Below are 16,023 nucleotides of genomic sequence, written 5' to 3' on the forward strand. Positions count from 1 at the left end.
TGTCAGCCCTTGACGGCGCCCTGCATGATGCCGCCCACGATCTGCTTGCCGAAGATCGCGAACACCAGGAGCAGCGGCAGCGTGCCCAGCAGCGCGCCCGCCATGATCAGGGACTGGTCCGGGGTGTAGCCGCGGCCCAGTCCGGCGAGGGCGACCTGCACGGTCGGACTGCCGTTCTGCGTCAGCACCAGGAACGGCCACAGGAAGTCGTTCCAGGACTGCACGAACATCAGCATGCCCAGCACGGCCATCGCGGGCCGCGCCGCCGGGAACACCACGTGCCACACCACGCGCCAGCTGCTGGCACCGTCGACGCGGGCGGCTTCGATGATCTCGTCGGGCAGCGCCTGGAGCAGGTACTGGCGCATGAAGAACACGCCGAACGCGTTCACCAGGGACGGCAGGATCACCGCCTGGAGCTGGTCGGACCAGTCCAGCTTCGCCACCATCATGTACAGCGGGATGATGCTGAGCTGCGGCGGCACCATCATCGTGCCGATGACGATCAGCATCAGCGCGTTGCGCCCGCGGAAGCGCAGCTTGGCGAAGGCGAACCCGGCGATCGTCGACAGGAAGACGATGGTGAACGCCGAGATGCCGGCCACGATGGTGGTGTTGAGGAACGCCTCGCCGAGGTTGGCGTCGTTCCAGGCGACCTCCAGCTTGTCGAACAGGTTGCCGCCGAACCAGAGGGGCGGCGGCGTCTGGGCGAGCCGCTGGTTGTCGCGCGAGGCGGCGATCGCCGTCCACACCAGCGGGAACAGCGAGCCGATGGTGAACAGGGCGAGGATGATGTAGGCGATCGGCCCGGCGTGCATGTGCCCGCCGGCCCGGGAGGCCTTCGACCCCCGCCTGCCCTTGCGGGACGGCTCGGGTGCCGCGTCGGCCGGGGGTTTCGTCATGGTCGTCGTCACGGCCGGTTCTCCTTAACTACTGGCGCGCAGCCGGCGCGAGATGACGGCGTTCAGGATCCCGATCACGATGAGGATCAGGAACATCGCCCAGGCGATCGCGGAGGCGCGGCCCAGGTGCTGGTTGACCCAGCCCTGCTCGTACAGGTACAGGCCGAGCGTCTGGAACTGGTGCTGGGAACCGCCCGAGGCACCCTTGTTCGCGTCGAACAGCAGCGGCTCGCCGAAGACCTGCGAGGCGCCGATGGTCGACACGACGACCGTGAACAGGATCGTCGGACGCAGCGAGGGCAGCGTGACGTGGATGAACTGCCGCCAGCGGCTGGCCCCGTCCAGCGCCGCCGACTCGTACAGGTCCTGCGGGATCGCCTGCATCGCGGCCAGGTAGATCAGCGCGTTGTAGCCGGTCCAGCGCCAGATGACGATCGAGGACACGGCGAACTTCGAGGCCCACGAGCCGTTCTGCCAGTCGATCTTGTCCAGGCCGACCATGTCGAGGACCCAGTTGATCATGCCGTAGTCGCGGCCGAAGAGCAGCACGAAGACCAGCGAGGCCGCGGCGATCGAGGTCGCGTACGGCGCCAGCATCACGACCCGGTAGAAGGTCGAGGCCCGCAGCTTGTAGTTGAGGATGTGCGCGAGGCCCATCGCCATCAGCAGCTGCGGCACCGTGGAGATGACGCCGATCCACAGCGTGTTCTTCGCCGCGTTCCAGAAGAACTCGTCGTCGAAGATGCGGGTGTAGTTGTCCAGGCCCGTCCACGTCATGTCGGTGGGCGCGGTCAGCTCCACCGTGTGCAGCGAGGCCCAGCCGGTGTAGATCAGCGGGAACAGGCCGAAGGCGACGAAGAGCAGGAAGAACGGCGAGACGAACGCGTACGGGCTCCAGCGGATGTCCCGCTGCCAGCGCCGGGAGAGTTTCGCCCGCCTCTTGCGGTCGGCCTCGGCGGCCGCCCTGCCACCGGGCGGGCGGCCCGGGGCCGCGCCCCCCTTGACGGGGGGCGCGGCGGTGTCGTGCCGGGTGGTCATTCCGGTCACTTCTCCAGGTTGTTGTCGATGGTCTTCACGGCGTTGTTCCACGCGTCCTTCGCCGACTTGCCCTGGGTGACGAGGATGACGCCGTTGTCGGTCAGACCCTGCTGGATGATCTGGTCCTTCGCACCGATGACCTGGTTCGGGATGCTCTCGGCGGCCTTGGCGAAGACCTTGCCGATCGGCGCGTCACCGGTCATGTCGTTCTTGCCGCCGGTCACCTCGGGCGTCGTGTACGCGGCCGGGGCGCTCGGGAAGCTGGCCTGCACGGCGAACAGCTTGGCCTGCTGCTCCGGCGCCGTCAGCCAGGTGACCAGCTTCTGGGCCTCCTTGACGTGCTTGCCGCTCTTGGGCACGCCGAGGAAGCTGCCGCCCCAGTTGCCGGACTTCGGCGCCTGGGCCACGTCCCACTTGCCGGCCGACTCGGGCTTCGACTTGCCCTTGATCGTGCCGAGCATCCACGGCGGGCAGGCCACGGTGGCGAACAGGCTGTTGGCGACGGTCTGGTCCCAGGCCGGCTGGAACTGGGTCTGCGACTGGACCAGGCCCTTCTCGGCGGCCTCCGCGGTCAGGTCGAAGGCGTCCTTGACGGCCGGGTTCGACTTGTAGACGACCTCGCCGGAGGAGTCGTAGAACTTCTCCTCCTCACTGCTGAGGATGGCGTTGATCAGTCCGCCGGGGGAGTCCATGAAGTAGGTGTCCTTGCCGGCACCCTTCTTGTACTTCTCACCGGTCTCGACGAACTTCTTCCAGTCGCCGGCCCACAGCTTGGAGACCTCCTCGCGGTCCGTCGGCAGGCCCGCCTTCTCGAAGAGGTCCTTGCGGTAGCAGATGGCCATCGGGCCGATGTCCGTGCCGAGGCCTATCGTGGCGCCGTCCTTGGTGGTGCCCTGCTGCCACTTCCAGTCGAGCCAGTTGTCCTTCTTCACGCCCTCGGCCTTGGACATGTCCGCGAACTTGTCCGCCTGGGTGCCGACGACCTCGGCGATGTTGCCGACCTCGATCGCCTGCACGTCCTGGAGGCCGCTGTTGGTGGTGAGGTGGTTGACCAGAGCGGGGTAGTAGTTCTCGTTCCGCTCGGTGACGTTCTCCTCGATGTGGATGTCCGGGTTGAGCTTCTCGTACTCCTTGTAGAGGCCGGCCTCCTTGAAGCCCATCGTCCCGAACAGACCGAGGGTGATCGTGGTCTTGCCGCTGCTGTCGCCCGACGACGAGTTGTCCTCGTCGTTCCCGTCGTCGGCACAGCCGGCCAGCAGCCCGGCGCCCAGCGACGCGATGGCCGCCATGACCACCACCTTGCGGGCCGATCCTCTGCGTGCTGCTCGCATTTGCGTCCTCCTGTTGCCCTGACGTGCCGACCCCCCGGCCAACTACATGGTTGGGCCCGCTGCTTCATGTCATTCGTTCGTCGCTGCGGCTCGGGCGGGGAACGTGCGGGATGTGTATGTGCCAGGTAGTGTGGGAGCGCTCCCACAAGTGATGTGTTGAAGAGTCGCGGGTCCGGGCGGGGGTGTCAAGGGAACGGACGCGACGAAATGCGTTCAGTTATCGGCCTGTTAACTGGACGCCACGAGCGACGCGGAGACACTCCCGTACGGCGGGAGAGGGGCCGGAGTCGGTCATTACACCCGACCGGCCTGTTAAATTCCAGGCCAGCCGCAGAGTGCGGGGGTGTCGACGGGAGGCGGAGCCGATGGCAGGCCACGGAGTGCGTGGGCGGAGCGGTGGCCGGCCCACCCTCGAAGAGGTGGCGGCACGCGCGGGTGTCGGCCGCGGCACGGTCTCCCGCGTGATCAACGGCTCGCCCAGGGTCAGCGACGCGACCCGGGCGGCCGTCGAGGCGGCGGTCGAGGAGCTCGGCTACGTCCCGAACACGGCGGCCCGCGCCCTGGCGGCCAACCGCACCGACGCGATCGCCCTGGTGGTGCCGGAGCCGGAGACCCGCTTCTTCGCCGAGCCCTACTTCTCGGACATGCTCAAGGGCGTCGGGTCCGAGCTGTCCGACACCGAGATGCAGCTGCTGCTGATATTCGCGGGCAGTGACCGGGAGCGGGAGCGGCTCGCCCAGTACCTCGCGGCGCACCGGGTGGACGGCGTCCTGCTGGTCTCGGTGCACGCCGACGATCCGCTGCCCGACCTGCTGACCCAGCTGGAGATCCCCGCGGTGATCAGCGGTCCCCGCTCGGCCACGGAGCCGCTGGCCTCGGTGGACTCGGACAACTACGGGGGCGCCCGCTCGGCCGTCGAGCACCTGCTGTCCCGGGGCCGCGGCCGCATCGCCCACATCACCGGCCACCTCGCCGTCTACGGCGCCCAGCGCCGCGTCGACGGCTACCGCGACGCCCTGCGGGAGGCGGGCCACGAGGTGGACGAAGGGCTGATCGAGCCCGGTGACTTCACCGAGGAGGGCGGGCGCCGCGCGATGGCGGAGCTGCTGCGCCGCCGCCCCGACGTCGACGCGGTCTTCGCCGCCTCGGACGTCACCGCGGCGGGCGCCGGCCAGGTCCTGCGCGAGGCGGGCCGGCGCATCCCGGACGACGTGGCCCTGGTCGGCTACGACGACTCGGCGATCGCCCGTCACATGGAACCGCCGCTGACCAGCGTGCGCCAGCCCATCGAGGAGATGGGCCGGGCGATGATCGACCTGCTCCTGACCGAGATCGCCGACCGCCGCCCGGCCGCCTCGCGCGGTCTGGAACGGCACCAGGTGGTCCTGGCGACGGAACTGGTGGAGCGCAGGTCGTCGTAGGGGGCGCCCGTCCGGCCCGGTCCGCGCGACGAGCGGTGCGGCGGGCGAGGACGGTGACCGCTGCGAAGTTCCGCGGCGGGCCGCCGGTCGCGGCGTGGTGGCAGGGGTCCGGGGCGGGCCCCGGGGCCTCATACTCTGCAACGCCGTGAAAGGGCGACCTTCTCGCGAAGGTCACCGGCTGACGACGGACCAGGGCGAGTGACGGGACGTGAACCGCGACAGGAAGCCGTCCACGTTGCTCCGGATCGCCTGGGTGTCGAGGTCTCACCCGCCGACCTCGTCGGCTGACGGACGGCTGCCCCAGATCATCGGTACGGGTGGCCGCCCCTTTCCGGAGGGAAGGCCGACGACGACGTCCCCTTGGCCGACGGCCAAGGGCTGAGACGACCCGCCTCCGACGGCGGCAGAGGCGGGCCACAGCGCTGGGCGGTCACGGCTTGGGCGGGATCACGAACCCTCGCACGGGCCGAACCTCTTGCGGGTCCCGCGAAGCAGGGCGCTGCGCGCGCTTCCACGCTGCCACCAGCTCCGCATATCGGGGGTCGAGCCATTCGGACACGGTGCCTCCCTTCACCTGCAGGCTACGCCGCCCCGGGCTTCGGCCTGGGGGTGATGACGATGGTGCAGTCCGGGGCATGCTGGCACTTCGCCGCCACGGAGACGAGGGTCTCCTCGGACGGCGGCCCCCACAGCTCCGGGTCCGCCTGCCAGCCGAGCGCCGCGATGGTCTCGCGGGTCCGGTCCAGAATCGGCGGGTCGTAGTGGGTGGGGTCATAGCCCGGGCAGTGGTGGACGAACCGGCCGCCGAGCTGCTCGCAAAGCCCGGCGTACAAGGCGGTGTGCAGGATCAGGGCGTGCCAGCCCTCGTCGACGATCCGCGACGGGGCCAGGCCGAGCCCCGGGTTGGTCGCGCAGGCCGCCACGAACTTGAGGCCCTCGTCGACGATGCGGGCGGCCATCTCCTCGGCCATGCCGGGGTTGGCGTCCATGACGGTGTCTCGGACGCCGGAGAACTGTTCGTCGGTGACGAGCGTGCGCACGAGGGCGGGCAGCTCCAGGGCGGGGGGCGGGGTGGGGCCCGGAGGTAGGGTCACGGACAACTCCTTCGCTGACTGCGGATGGGAACGGCCCGCCCGGGCCGGGGCACCTTGCCGGGTCTGCCCGGCCGGGGCGGGAGTCTGTGGCCGGCGAATGCCGCCCTCAACTGGCCGGCCGGCTCAGCGTCTCGTGGTGGTCGCACAGCGCTCGGAGCACCCGGGCCAGGCGGCGGGCGTGGCCGGCGTCTCCGCCGTACCGGCGGCTCGGGGTTGCCCCGAGCTTGCCGCGCGCCTCACCGATGCAGGCGAGCGCGCAGTAACGCGGGATGCTGTCCTCGAGCAGTCGCCGCAGGGCGTGCTCGACCTCGGGAATCAGTAGTTCGAGGTGTCCGCGCAGCGTGGCTGTGAGCGCCGCCAGCTCTCCGTCGGCAGGCGGTAGGGCGACGGGTGCGGCGTCCGGCTCCAGCAGAATGCCGGCGGTCTCCCGCATCGCCCCCAGGTCGGGCGGGGCGCACCGTTGTTCCTCGGCCGTGGCTCTTGGGGCGATCGCGTGTGCCATGTCGACATTCCTTCGCGGCATCGGCCATTCCCGGGAGGTCGCAGCCTCGCCGGGCTTGTCGTTGCCACAGAAGCTAGAAGTGTGATGTGTACCACCGCCAGTGATGTTCACGGATGTTCATGACTTCACTCTGGCGCAGGTGAGCGGGGACGCGCGTGCTCTTGACCGATCGAGCTGACTGCGCGACGGTGTGAACATCCGTGCACACCATGAGCGTCGGAGGCAGGCATGACACTACGGTTCATCGGCATCGACCCGAACACCGGACAGGGAGAGAGCCCGACCGTGTGGGTCGACGAGGTGAAGCAGGAGCTGGTCATCCAAGGGTGGAAGCCGGACGCCACCACCGAAGCGGAGTGTGCCGCCTTCGAACTGCCCGGGCACGCGGTGGGCATCCCCGACCACGAGGCCGTCGTCCGGGTCCCCGTCCGCATGGTGTCGATCCTGAGGGAGGCCTGCGATGCCGCCGAGCGTGCTGCCCAGCTTCGCTGAGCTCCTCGACGGCGCCCGCGAGTCGGCCGTCCACCTCGAGATGCGCGACGTCTACGGCGTGGCCACCGAGGCCGAGGACTTCCGCCGCTGGCTGGATACCGGGGCCGTCGACGACGACCCGGATTCCACCTATTGGCGGCCGTGGACCGGCCTGATCCGCCGTACGGTCGCGCGGGGTGTGACGGTACGCCGGGCACGGATTGTGTCGGAACCCGTCAGCGACTACATCCGGTACGAGCATGCCGGCACCCCCGCCAACGTGGCCGCCGGCGAACTGGTCCGGTGGCTGCCCCGCCGCCGGGCCAGCGACATCCCCCTGCCGGGCAACGACTTCTGGCTCATCGACCGCGCGCTGATCCGGTGGAACCATTTCACCGGCGACGGCGCCAGTGCCCCCGGCGAGATGAGCGAGGACCCAGCGGCAGCCCGCCTGTGCGCCGAGGCCTTCGAGACGGTGTGGGCCCGGGCGATCCCACACGACGAGTACAAGATCCACTAGCGCGAAAGGTCCAGCTCAGTACATGGCCGGCTCACCGTCCTCCTCAGCCCAGGCAGCCCGCGACCGAGTCGCCCGGCGCCTACGAGACCTGCGCGCCGACGCCGGCCTCACGGGGAAGGAACTCGCCGGGCGCTGCGGCTGGACCCACCCCAAGACCAGCCGCCTCGAGAACGGCCGTACCCCGCCCACCCCCGACGACATCCGCCGCTGGTGCGCAGCCTGCGATGCCGTCGACCAGGCCGACGACATCGTCGCCCAGTCCCGGGACGCCGAGTCCGCCTACGTCGAGTGGCAGCGCACCGTACGCGCCGGCCTACGCCGCCTGCAGGACAGCTACGTCCAACTTCACCGGACGACCCGGCTCTTCCGGATCTACTCACCCACCCTCGTCCCCGGCCTCTTGCAGACCGAGGGATACGCCGCCGCGGTCCTCGGCATCACCGCGGCGTTCCAGGACCTCCCCATCGACGACAGCGCCGACGCCGCACGCGCGCGCGTCGCCCGCTCCCAGGTGATTCACCAACCCGGCCACCACTTCGTGTTCGTCATCGAAGAGGCGGTGCTGCGCTACCGGATCGGCGACGACGACGCCATGGCCGCCCAGCTCGGCCACCTCCTCACCGCCGGGGCCCTGCCGCAGGTCTCCCTCGGCATCATCCCCATGGCTGCCGCCTCCCGGACGCAGTGGCCTCGAGAGACCTTCCACATGTACGACGAGCAGCTCGTGTCCGTCGAGCTCGTCTCCGCACGGGTGAAGGTCACCCAGCCCTCCGAGATCCGCCTGTACGCGAAGGCCTTCGAGGAGCTGCGGGGGATGGCCGTGTACGGCGCCGACGCCCGCGCCCTGGTCCTCCGCGCGATCGAAGCGCTGCACTGACGGCTCCGGAGGGGGCCCCTCCCGCGTCTGGGGAAGTAGCGGTGTCGTTCACGGGTAGTGCCGGCGGGACGGATCCAGCGCATGGGCGGGGTGCGGAGCCCCGTGCCCCGGGAACGCCGTCAGCCGGTGACCTTCTCGCGAAGGTCACCGGCTGACGGATCAGGGTGAGTGACGGGACTTGAACCCGCGGCATCCTGGACCACAACCAGGTGCTCTACCAGCTGAGCTACACCCACCAAGGCCGGTGCTCGAATCCCGCGTGGCGGGGTTTCCCGACCGGCTGAGAAAAAGTGTACAGGGTCCGAAGGGGTGCTCGCGCCCGGCTTTCCGGACGCCGCCGCCCGGCGGACCCGCGGTCCTAACCGGCGGACCCGTGCCCCTCACCGGCGGACACGACGTGCTTCGCGGCGATCGCCTTGGCGGTGTCGGAGTCGGGGCCGGGCTGCGGGACGAAGACCGCCTCGCGGTAGTAGCGCAGCTCGGCGATGGACTCGCGGATGTCGGCGAGCGCGCGGTGGTTGCCGTTCTTCTCCGGGCTGTTGAAGTACGCCCTCGGGTACCAGCGGCGGGCCAGCTCCTTGATCGACGAGACGTCGACGATGCGGTAGTGGAGGTACCCCTCCAGCGCCGCCATGTCGCGCAGCAGGAAGCCGCGGTCGGTGCCGACGGAGTTGCCGCACAGGGGGGCCTTGCCCGGCTCCTTGACGTGCTCCCGCACATAGGCCAGGACCTGGGCCTCGGCGTCCGCGAGGGTCGTGCCGCCGTCCAGCTCCGCGAGGAGTCCCGACGCGGTGTGCATCTCGCGCACCACCTCCGGCATCGTCTCCAGGGCCCGCTCCGGCGGGCGGATGACGATGTCGACGCCTTCGCCGAGGATGTTCAGCTCGGAGTCGGTGACGAGGGCGGCAACCTCGATGAGCGCGTCGTCGGACAGCGAGAGGCCGGTCATCTCGCAGTCGATCCACACCATGCGATCGTTCATGCGGGCCACTTTACGGTGGGCGCCTGTTTCTGAGGTCCCCGGCGTCCGGGTGGGCCTCGCGGGGGCTGCCGCCCCCGGGCCCCGCTTCGGCCCTGAACGGGCCTCGTCCTCGAACGCCGGACGGGCTGGAACGGTCTGCCCAGCATCACAGGTCCGCCCGGCGTCGACGGTGGACGCCGGACGGGCCGGGAGCCCGTCCGGCGTTCCGAGGTGCCGCGTCACCTCACGGTGCGCTGCGCTGGCCCGGGACGCTTGCCGCGCCCGCCGGCATCGGGGTGGCCGTGCGGCGGGTCTGGAACGGGACCGCGGTCTCCGGGGGGAGCGCGGCCGGGGGTTCGGCCGGGGGCAGCGCACGGGGGGCGCCCGCGGGATCCGGGTCCGGCTGGCGCTCGCCCTGGGGACGGCGGGCCCGGTAGGCCGCCCGGTAGGCGGCCGGGGACGAGCCCAGCTGGCGGCGGAAGTGGCCGCGCAGGGCCACCGGGGAGCGGAAGCCGCAGCGGCCCGCGACCTCGTCCACCGAGTAGTCCGACGTCTCCAGCAGACGCTGCGCCTGGAGGACCCGCTGGGTGATGAGCCACTGGAGCGGGGCGCTGCCCGTCAGCGAGCGGAACCGGCGGTCGAAGGTGCGGCGGCTCATGTAGGCGCGCGCCGCCAGCGTCTCCACGTCGAACTGCTCGTGGAGGTGCTCCAGTGCCCAGGCGACGACCTCGGCGAGCGGGTCGGCGCCGATCTCCTCGGGTAAAGACCTGTCGAGGTAGCGCTCCTGGCCGCCGCTGCGGCGCGGCGGGACCACCAGACGGCGGGCCAGCGCACCGGCCGCCTCGTTGCCGTGGTCCGTGCGCACGATGTGCAGGCACAGGTCGATCCCGGCCGCGGTGCCCGCGGACGTCAGCACGTCGCCGTCGTCCACGAACAGCTCGCGGGGGTCGACGTGCACCGACGGATAGCGCTTGGCCAGCGTCGGCGCGTACATCCAGTGGGTGGTCGCGGGCCGGCCGTCGAGCAGGCCCGCCGCCGCAAGCACGAAGGCGCCGGTGCACAGGCCGACGATGCGGGCCCCCTCCTCGTGCGCCCGGCGCAGCGCGTCGAGCGCCTCCTCGGGCGGCGGCGAGGTGATCGACCGCCAGGCCGGCACGACGACCGTGCCCGCGCGCGAGATCGCCTCCAGTCCTTGCGGCGCCGTGAGTTCCAGGCCCCCTGTGGTCCGCAGCGGGCCTTCCTCACCGGCGCACACCAGCAGTCGGTAGCGCGGCACGCCGGCGTCCTGGCGGTCGATCCCGAACACCGACAGCGGTATGGAACTCTCGAAGATGGGACCGCCGCTGAACAGCAGCACCGCGACGATCTCCTTGCGGCGGCGCCCGGAAAGCTTCCGGGCCGCGGCTTCCGGCGCGGTGGCGGAGTCGTGGCTCATCCTGCTAAGCCCCCCTCGGTGGTCGCGGCGCCCTTCACCCTTCGGGTCTGTCGCTCCAACACGTTTCCCCTCGGTCCTGCACGAGTCCCCCGCCGTAGACGGTCAAGATCGAATCTACTGTGTCCCGCCGCGCCGAGGTGGCCGGTTCGGCACTTGGGATATTGTCGACATGGCAACTTGGCGTGAAGCAGTCGATCACGAAGCGTTGCACTCTGGGGCGCCCCTGTGAAGTGCGCCTTGTGTCAGTGGCCAATCCCCGTAGGGTGCGAAGGGGTCCCGAGACCCTGTTCGTGCAGGTGGAACGGGGGTTTGGGGGTGGTGAGGGGCAGGGATGAGCCACCCGTGGAAGTTGGCTGAAAAGAAGCGGAACCGTGTGCAAAAACCGGTCAGCCGACCGGTGTGTTTTGCCCACCGTGCCGCCCGCCCCTGCGGGCCCCCCGCCGGGCCGCGATCCGCTCGGAACGCCGCAGCAGCAGACGGCAGGCGCCGGTGACGGCGGCCAGTCCGCAGGCCGTGCCGACGGCGCCGGCGAAGGAGGCGCCGTACCAGAGGAGCGCGACGGGCACGAGGAAGCAACTGAACGCCGCCCAGCGGACCAGGTCGGTGACGCCGTCGCGGTCGGGCGCGCCGGACGTCGGGTCGGCGGTGCGGTGCGGTCCGGACACGGGTGCTCCCTGGGATGGCGTGCACGGAGATCAACGGCCGTGCCGCGCTTCGGTCACGTCCGGTCACGCTCGGTTGAATCCCGTGCGAACCGCCTGTACAGCGCAGCAACCATTGCGTTACGGGCGCCCTCTCGGGCATGCTCCGGTGAATCCCGCGGCGGGGACCGTCCGCGGGATCCGGGCGAAGGAGGCGTGGCGCCGTACCCTTGGGGGTATGGGGTGGGGAAGACAATTCCCGGACACAGCTCCGCCGCACACTGTTGTCCCCCATAGAGGATAAAAACGCCGAGACAGCCATGGCCGGTCACGAATTCTTCGAACCCGCGGACCGCAAGCGGCCCGTCGCCGAACCTACGGCGGCCGAGCCCCTGGCGGCCGAAGAGCCACGCCAGTCGTGCGACCCAGCCTTCCAGCACGGCGTCGTCGTCGGCTTCGACGGCTCCACCTCCAGCGAGCGCGCCCTCGCCTACGCCATCGGCATGGCGTCCCGGCTGGGCTCCGGCCTGGTCATCGTGCACGTCGCCAACCGGCTGCCCACCACGGTGTGGGCCGGGTGCGAGCCCCCGGTCTTCGTCGACGTGCCCGACCACCGCACCGAGGTGCTCGGTCTGGAGCTGGCGTGCGCGGACTACCTCGCCGAGGTCCCCTGGATCCTGGTCGAGCGCGGCGGCGACATCTGCCACGAACTCGAAGAGGTGGGGCGGGAGTACGAGGCGGACGCCATCGTCGTCGGCTCCAGTCACGGCCTGGTCGGCCGCCTCTTCGGCTCCGTCGCGGGCCGGCTCGCCAAGCGGGCCAAGCGTCCCGTGGTGGTCATTCCCTGACGTCTCTGACGTCTCTGACGTCTCTGACGTCTCTGACGTCCCTCCCGGCGCGTCCGCGGATGCGGACGGCCCCCGCGTGCGGTGACGCACACGAGGGCCGTCGCGGTGGGAGCCGCGTGACTACTCCACCGTCACCGACTTGGCGAGGTTGCGGGGCTTGTCGATGTCCCGGCCCAGGGCGAGGGCCGTGTGGTAGGCGAGGAGCTGGAGCGGGATGCCCATGAGGATGGGGTCGAGCTCGTCCTCGTTCTTCGGGACGACGACGGTGTGGTCGGCCTTCTCCTGCTCCTGGTGGGCGACGGCGAGGATCTGGCCGCTGCGGGCCTTGATCTCTTCCATGGCCGCGCGGTTCTTCTCCAGCAGGTCGTCGTCCGGCACGATCGCGACCGTCGGCAGGGCGGGCTCGATCAGGGCGAGCGGACCGTGCTTCAGCTCGGAGGCCGGGTAGGCCTCGGCGTGGATGTAGGAGACCTCCTTGAGCTTCAGGGAGGCCTCGCGGGCCACCGGGTAGCCCCGGACACGGCCGATGAAGAGCATCGAGCGGGCGTCGGCGTACTGCGCGGCCAGCTTCTTGATGTCCTCCTCCTGCTCCAGCATCTCGGAGATCTGCGCGGGCAGCTTGCGCAGCCCTTCGATGATCCGCTTGCCGTCGCGCACGGACAGGTCGCGGGTGCGTCCCAGGTGCAGGGCGAGCAGCGCGAAGGCCACGCAGGTGTTGGTGAAGCACTTGGTGGACACCACGCACACCTCGGGACCGGCGTGCACGTACATGCCGCCGTCGGCCTCGCGGGCGATCGCCGAGCCGACCACGTTGACGATGCCGAGGACCCGGGCGCCCTTGCGCTTCAGCTCCTGCACGGCGGCCAGCACGTCGTACGTCTCACCGGACTGGGAGACGGCGATGTACAGGGTGTCGGGGTCGACGACCGCGTTGCGGTAGCGGAACTCGGAGGCCGGCTCGGCGTCCGCGGGGATGCGGGCCAGCTCCTCGATCATCTGGGCGCCGATCTGGCCCGCGTGGTACGAGGTGCCGCAGCCGAGGATCTTCACGCGGCGCACGGCGCGCGCGTCGCGGGCGTCCAGGTTGAGGCCGCCCAGGTGCACGGTGGAGAAGCGGTCGTCGATCCGCCCGCGCAGCACGCGGTCCACGGCCTCGGCCTGCTCGTGGATCTCCTTGTGCATGTAGGTGTCGTGGCCGCCCATGTCGTAGGAGGCGGCCTCCCACTCCACGGTGGTGGGCTCGGACGTGGTGCGGGTGCCCTCGGTGGTGTACGTGCGGAAGTCGTCGGCCTTGAGGGTGGCCATCTCGCCGTCGTCGAGGGTGACTATCTGCCGGGTGTGGGCGACCAGCGCGGCGATGTCCGAGGCGACGAACATCTCCTTCTCGCCGATGCCGAGGACGACCGGCGAGCCGTTGCGCGCGACGACGATGCGCTCGGGGAAGTCGGCGTGCATCACGGCGATGCCGTACGTGCCCTCGATGACCCGCAGGGTCTCGCGGACCTTGTCCTCCAGCTTCTCGGCCTCGGAACGGGCGATGAGGTGGACGAGGACCTCGGTGTCGGTCTCGGAGAGGAACTCGACGCCGTCCGCCTCCAGCTTGCGCCGCAGGTCGGCCGCGTTGTCGATGATGCCGTTGTGCACGACGGCGACCTTGTTGTCAGCCGACATGTGCGGGTGGGCGTTCACGTCGGAGGGGGCGCCGTGGGTGGCCCAGCGGGTGTGGGCGATGCCGGTGGTGCCCTTGAAGCGCGCGGGGACCTTGGCCTCCAGGTCGCGCACCCGGCCCTTGGCCTTGACCATCCGCAGACCGGTCGTCTTCGGGGAGGTGACGACGATGCCCGCCGAGTCGTAGCCGCGGTACTCCAGGCGCTGGAGGCCCTCCAGGAGCAGGGGAGCGACGTCACGCTTGCCGATGTATCCGACGATTCCGCACATGTATACGTAAACCTCGTGTCTCTCTTCGGCCTCTCGGCCGTAGCGGCCTCTCAGCCGTAGACGATGCGGCGCAGCTGACGGAGCGACAGCTCCGGCGGCGCGACCGCCCGGTATTTCAGGTCCGCCTCGATCCGTTCGAAGATCGTCGCGTTCACCAGGCCCTGGGCCTGGAGCTCGCGGTGGCGGCGACGGACGTACTCCTCGGTCGTCTCGTCGAAGTAGGCGAGCACGTCCTGGACCACGCGCAGCGCCTCGCCCCGGCTCAGGGGCGTGGACCGCGTCAGATGATCAACGAGTTCGTCGTGCACCCGGTAGATCCTGGGGTACGAGAGGTCGCTGCGCAAGAATCCTGCCCGATCTCGGGCAGATCGCTGTTGAAACTCTCATGAGGGGCTGTTCGCGGCCTGTCCACCTGGTGTCCGGAATCTCGTTGCCTGAGGAGACGAGTTTCAGACGCCATGGACATACCTCGCATGGGCGTTCCCGAGCCGCTGGCCGGCCGGATGAGCATGGCCGAGCAGCACGAGTACCTGCGCGCCAGGTTCTCGCGGCGCACGATGATCAGGGGCGGCGCGGTCACGCTCGGTGCCGTCGCGGGCGGCGTGTTCGTGCCGGGCGCCACCGCGCGGGCCGCCACCCCCAGCCGGCGGCCGGGCGGCACCGACACCGTCGACGGCGCGCTCGTCGCTCCCTTCGGCCGCCACCTCGCCTACGGCGGCGACCCGCGCACCGAGATGACCGTCTCCTGGCAGGTCCCGGTCGCGGTGAAGAAGCCCTTCATCCGCATCGGCGCCCACCCGTGGGACCTCTCGCACAAGATCGACGCCGAACCGCGCCCGCTGCACACCCCGGCCGGCGTCGGCGCGAGCGGCGACCACACCCAGTACTACCTGCACGCCAGGCTCACCCGTCTCAAGCCCGGCCGCACCTACTACTACGGGGTCGGCCACGCCGGGTTCGACCCGGCCGAACCCCACCTGGCCGGCACCCTCGGCACCTTCACCACCGCGCCGGCCCGCTCCGAACCGTTCACCTTCACCGCCTTCGGCGACCAGGGCGTCAGCTACCACGGCCTCGCCAACGACGCCCTGATCCTCGCCCAGGACCCGGCCTTCCACCTGCACGCCGGCGACATCGCCTACGGCGACCCGGCCGGGCAGGGCAAGACCTCCGACACCGGCTTCGACTCGCGGGTGTGGGACCAGTTCCTGCACCAGACCGAGTCGGTCGCCAAGCAGGTCCCGTGGATGGTGTCGTACGGCAACCACGACATGGAGGCCTGGTACTCGCCGAACGGCTACGGCGGCGAGCAGGCCCGCTGGCAGCTGCCCGACAACGGCCCCGACGCCGACAACCTCCCCGGCGTCTACACCTTCGTGCACGGCAACACCGCCGTCATCTCCCTGGACGCCAACGACATCTCCTTCGAGATCCCGGCGAACCTGGGCATCTCCGGCGGCACCCAGACCCGTTGGCTGGAGCGGCAGCTGAAGAAGTACCGGGCCGACCGGGCCATCGACTTCGTCGTCGTCTTCTTCCACCACTGCGCCTACTGCACCTCCACCGCGCACGCGTCCGAGGGCGGCGTCCGCGACGAGTGGGTGCCGCTGTTCGAGAAGTACACCGTCGACCTGGTGATCAACGGGCACAACCACGTCTACGAGCGCACCGACGTCATCAAGGGCGGCGAGGTCACCCGGGAGCTGCCGATCGGCGGCACCGCGTACCCCGAGACGGACGGCGTCGTCTACGTCACCGCGGGCGCGGCGGGCAAGAGCCTGTACGCGTTCAGCGCCGAGCAGAGCTACGAGGGTCACGAGAAGGACGTCGAGTCGGTGGCGTCCTTCGTCTGCGTCGACGGCGGGCGGCAGAGCGAGGACGTCGCCTGGTCCCGGGTCCGCTACCTCGACTACTCGTTCCTGCGGGTGGACGTGACGCCCGCCTCCCGGGGGCGGCTGGCGACCCTCAAGGTGCGGGGCATCGCGGAGACCGGCGAGACCGTCGACCACTTCACGGTGGCACGCCGGGCCCGGTAGGACGGCCC

At 70.4% G+C, this 16,023-nt stretch carries 16 protein-coding genes and 1 tRNA gene; 6 read left to right on the top strand and 11 right to left on the bottom strand.

Annotation, left to right across the window (positions count from 1 at the left end; translation table 11 throughout):
- Positions 1-2: 2 nt before the first annotated feature.
- The 3 genes from ACIBCJ_RS06710 to ACIBCJ_RS06720 are packed head-to-tail and all read right to left on the bottom strand — an operon-like array spanning position 3 to position 3,271.
- A complete protein-coding gene (locus ACIBCJ_RS06710) occupies positions 3-914 on the bottom strand; it encodes a carbohydrate ABC transporter permease (RefSeq protein ID WP_133885583.1) in 912 nt (303 codons plus the stop codon).
- A 12-nt stretch (positions 915-926) separates the two neighbouring features.
- On the bottom strand, positions 927-1,940 hold the full coding sequence (locus tag ACIBCJ_RS06715; protein WP_133886030.1) for a carbohydrate ABC transporter permease: 1,014 nt from the start codon (positions 1,938-1,940) through the stop codon (positions 927-929).
- A 5-nt stretch (positions 1,941-1,945) separates the two neighbouring features.
- Positions 1,946-3,271 (bottom strand): ABC transporter substrate-binding protein, encoded by a 1,326-nt coding sequence (locus ACIBCJ_RS06720; protein WP_362094767.1) that lies wholly within the window; start codon positions 3,269-3,271, stop codon positions 1,946-1,948.
- A gap of 365 nt (positions 3,272-3,636) precedes the next feature.
- Here ACIBCJ_RS06720 and ACIBCJ_RS06725 point away from each other — a divergent pair, with 365 nt between their 5' ends.
- Entirely contained in the window at positions 3,637-4,692 is a 1,056-nt protein-coding gene (locus ACIBCJ_RS06725) for a LacI family DNA-binding transcriptional regulator (protein WP_362094770.1), read from the top strand.
- Between the two features lie 581 nt (positions 4,693-5,273).
- Here the strand turns inward: ACIBCJ_RS06725 and ACIBCJ_RS06730 are convergent.
- Both ACIBCJ_RS06730 and ACIBCJ_RS06735 read right to left on the bottom strand, forming a co-directional pair.
- A complete protein-coding gene (locus ACIBCJ_RS06730; RefSeq protein WP_399281961.1) occupies positions 5,274-5,786 on the bottom strand; it encodes a glycine-rich domain-containing protein in 513 nt (170 codons plus the stop codon).
- Between the two features lie 106 nt (positions 5,787-5,892).
- Positions 5,893-6,288, bottom strand: coding sequence for a DUF6415 family natural product biosynthesis protein (locus ACIBCJ_RS06735; RefSeq protein ID WP_365979037.1), 396 nt, complete (start codon positions 6,286-6,288; stop codon positions 5,893-5,895).
- A 228-nt stretch (positions 6,289-6,516) separates the two neighbouring features.
- On the opposite strand from ACIBCJ_RS06735, the gene ACIBCJ_RS06740 reads away from it, so the two are divergent.
- From ACIBCJ_RS06740 to ACIBCJ_RS06750, 3 genes are read left to right on the top strand one after another with little or no spacing between them, the layout of a single operon-like run.
- Positions 6,517-6,780: a hypothetical protein gene (locus ACIBCJ_RS06740; protein WP_362094779.1), complete on the top strand. Its 264-nt coding sequence runs from the start codon at positions 6,517-6,519 to the stop codon at positions 6,778-6,780.
- Positions 6,749-7,279, top strand: coding sequence for a DUF6879 family protein (locus ACIBCJ_RS06745; RefSeq protein WP_362094782.1), 531 nt, complete (start codon positions 6,749-6,751; stop codon positions 7,277-7,279). The genes ACIBCJ_RS06740 and ACIBCJ_RS06745 overlap by 32 nt, the downstream gene beginning before the upstream one ends.
- Positions 7,280-7,301: 22 nt before the next feature.
- The gene (locus ACIBCJ_RS06750; RefSeq protein ID WP_362094785.1) at positions 7,302-8,156 is read left to right on the top strand and encodes a helix-turn-helix transcriptional regulator; all 855 of its coding nucleotides are present in this window, start codon (positions 7,302-7,304) and stop codon (positions 8,154-8,156) included.
- Between the two features lie 163 nt (positions 8,157-8,319).
- Here ACIBCJ_RS06750 and ACIBCJ_RS06755 read toward each other — a convergent pair.
- The 4 genes from ACIBCJ_RS06755 to ACIBCJ_RS06770 form a co-directional block, all read right to left on the bottom strand.
- Positions 8,320-8,392, bottom strand: a tRNA-His gene (locus tag ACIBCJ_RS06755).
- Positions 8,393-8,514: 122 nt separating this feature from the next.
- The gene (orn, locus tag ACIBCJ_RS06760; protein WP_362094788.1) at positions 8,515-9,138 is read right to left on the bottom strand and encodes an oligoribonuclease; all 624 of its coding nucleotides are present in this window, start codon (positions 9,136-9,138) and stop codon (positions 8,515-8,517) included.
- A gap of 223 nt (positions 9,139-9,361) precedes the next feature.
- Positions 9,362-10,552, bottom strand: coding sequence for a helix-turn-helix domain-containing protein (locus tag ACIBCJ_RS06765; RefSeq protein ID WP_362514182.1), 1,191 nt, complete (start codon positions 10,550-10,552; stop codon positions 9,362-9,364).
- Between the two features lie 386 nt (positions 10,553-10,938).
- Complete coding sequence (locus ACIBCJ_RS06770) at positions 10,939-11,217, bottom strand: hypothetical protein (RefSeq protein ID WP_362514185.1); 279 nt, start codon at positions 11,215-11,217, stop codon at positions 10,939-10,941.
- Positions 11,218-11,513: 296 nt separating this feature from the next.
- Between ACIBCJ_RS06770 and ACIBCJ_RS06775 the strand changes: the two genes are divergently transcribed.
- Positions 11,514-12,041, top strand: coding sequence for a universal stress protein (locus ACIBCJ_RS06775; RefSeq protein ID WP_362094796.1), 528 nt, complete (start codon positions 11,514-11,516; stop codon positions 12,039-12,041).
- Positions 12,042-12,161: 120 nt separating this feature from the next.
- Here the strand turns inward: ACIBCJ_RS06775 and glmS are convergent, their stop codons facing one another.
- Both glmS and ACIBCJ_RS06785 read right to left on the bottom strand, forming a co-directional pair.
- Positions 12,162-13,979, bottom strand: coding sequence for a glutamine--fructose-6-phosphate transaminase (isomerizing) (gene glmS / locus ACIBCJ_RS06780; protein WP_133885592.1), 1,818 nt, complete (start codon positions 13,977-13,979; stop codon positions 12,162-12,164).
- Between the two features lie 50 nt (positions 13,980-14,029).
- Positions 14,030-14,287: a hypothetical protein gene (locus ACIBCJ_RS06785; RefSeq protein ID WP_004987724.1), complete on the bottom strand. Its 258-nt coding sequence runs from the start codon at positions 14,285-14,287 to the stop codon at positions 14,030-14,032.
- 165 nt (positions 14,288-14,452) lie between these two features.
- On the opposite strand from ACIBCJ_RS06785, the gene ACIBCJ_RS06790 reads away from it, so the two are divergent.
- Positions 14,453-16,015, top strand: coding sequence for a metallophosphoesterase family protein (locus ACIBCJ_RS06790; protein ID WP_365979274.1), 1,563 nt, complete (start codon positions 14,453-14,455; stop codon positions 16,013-16,015).
- The last annotated feature ends 8 nt before the right edge of the window (positions 16,016-16,023 follow it).

Source organism: Streptomyces sp. NPDC051136, from assembly GCF_044455745.1.
Classification (GTDB): domain Bacteria; phylum Actinomycetota; class Actinomycetes; order Streptomycetales; family Streptomycetaceae; genus Streptomyces.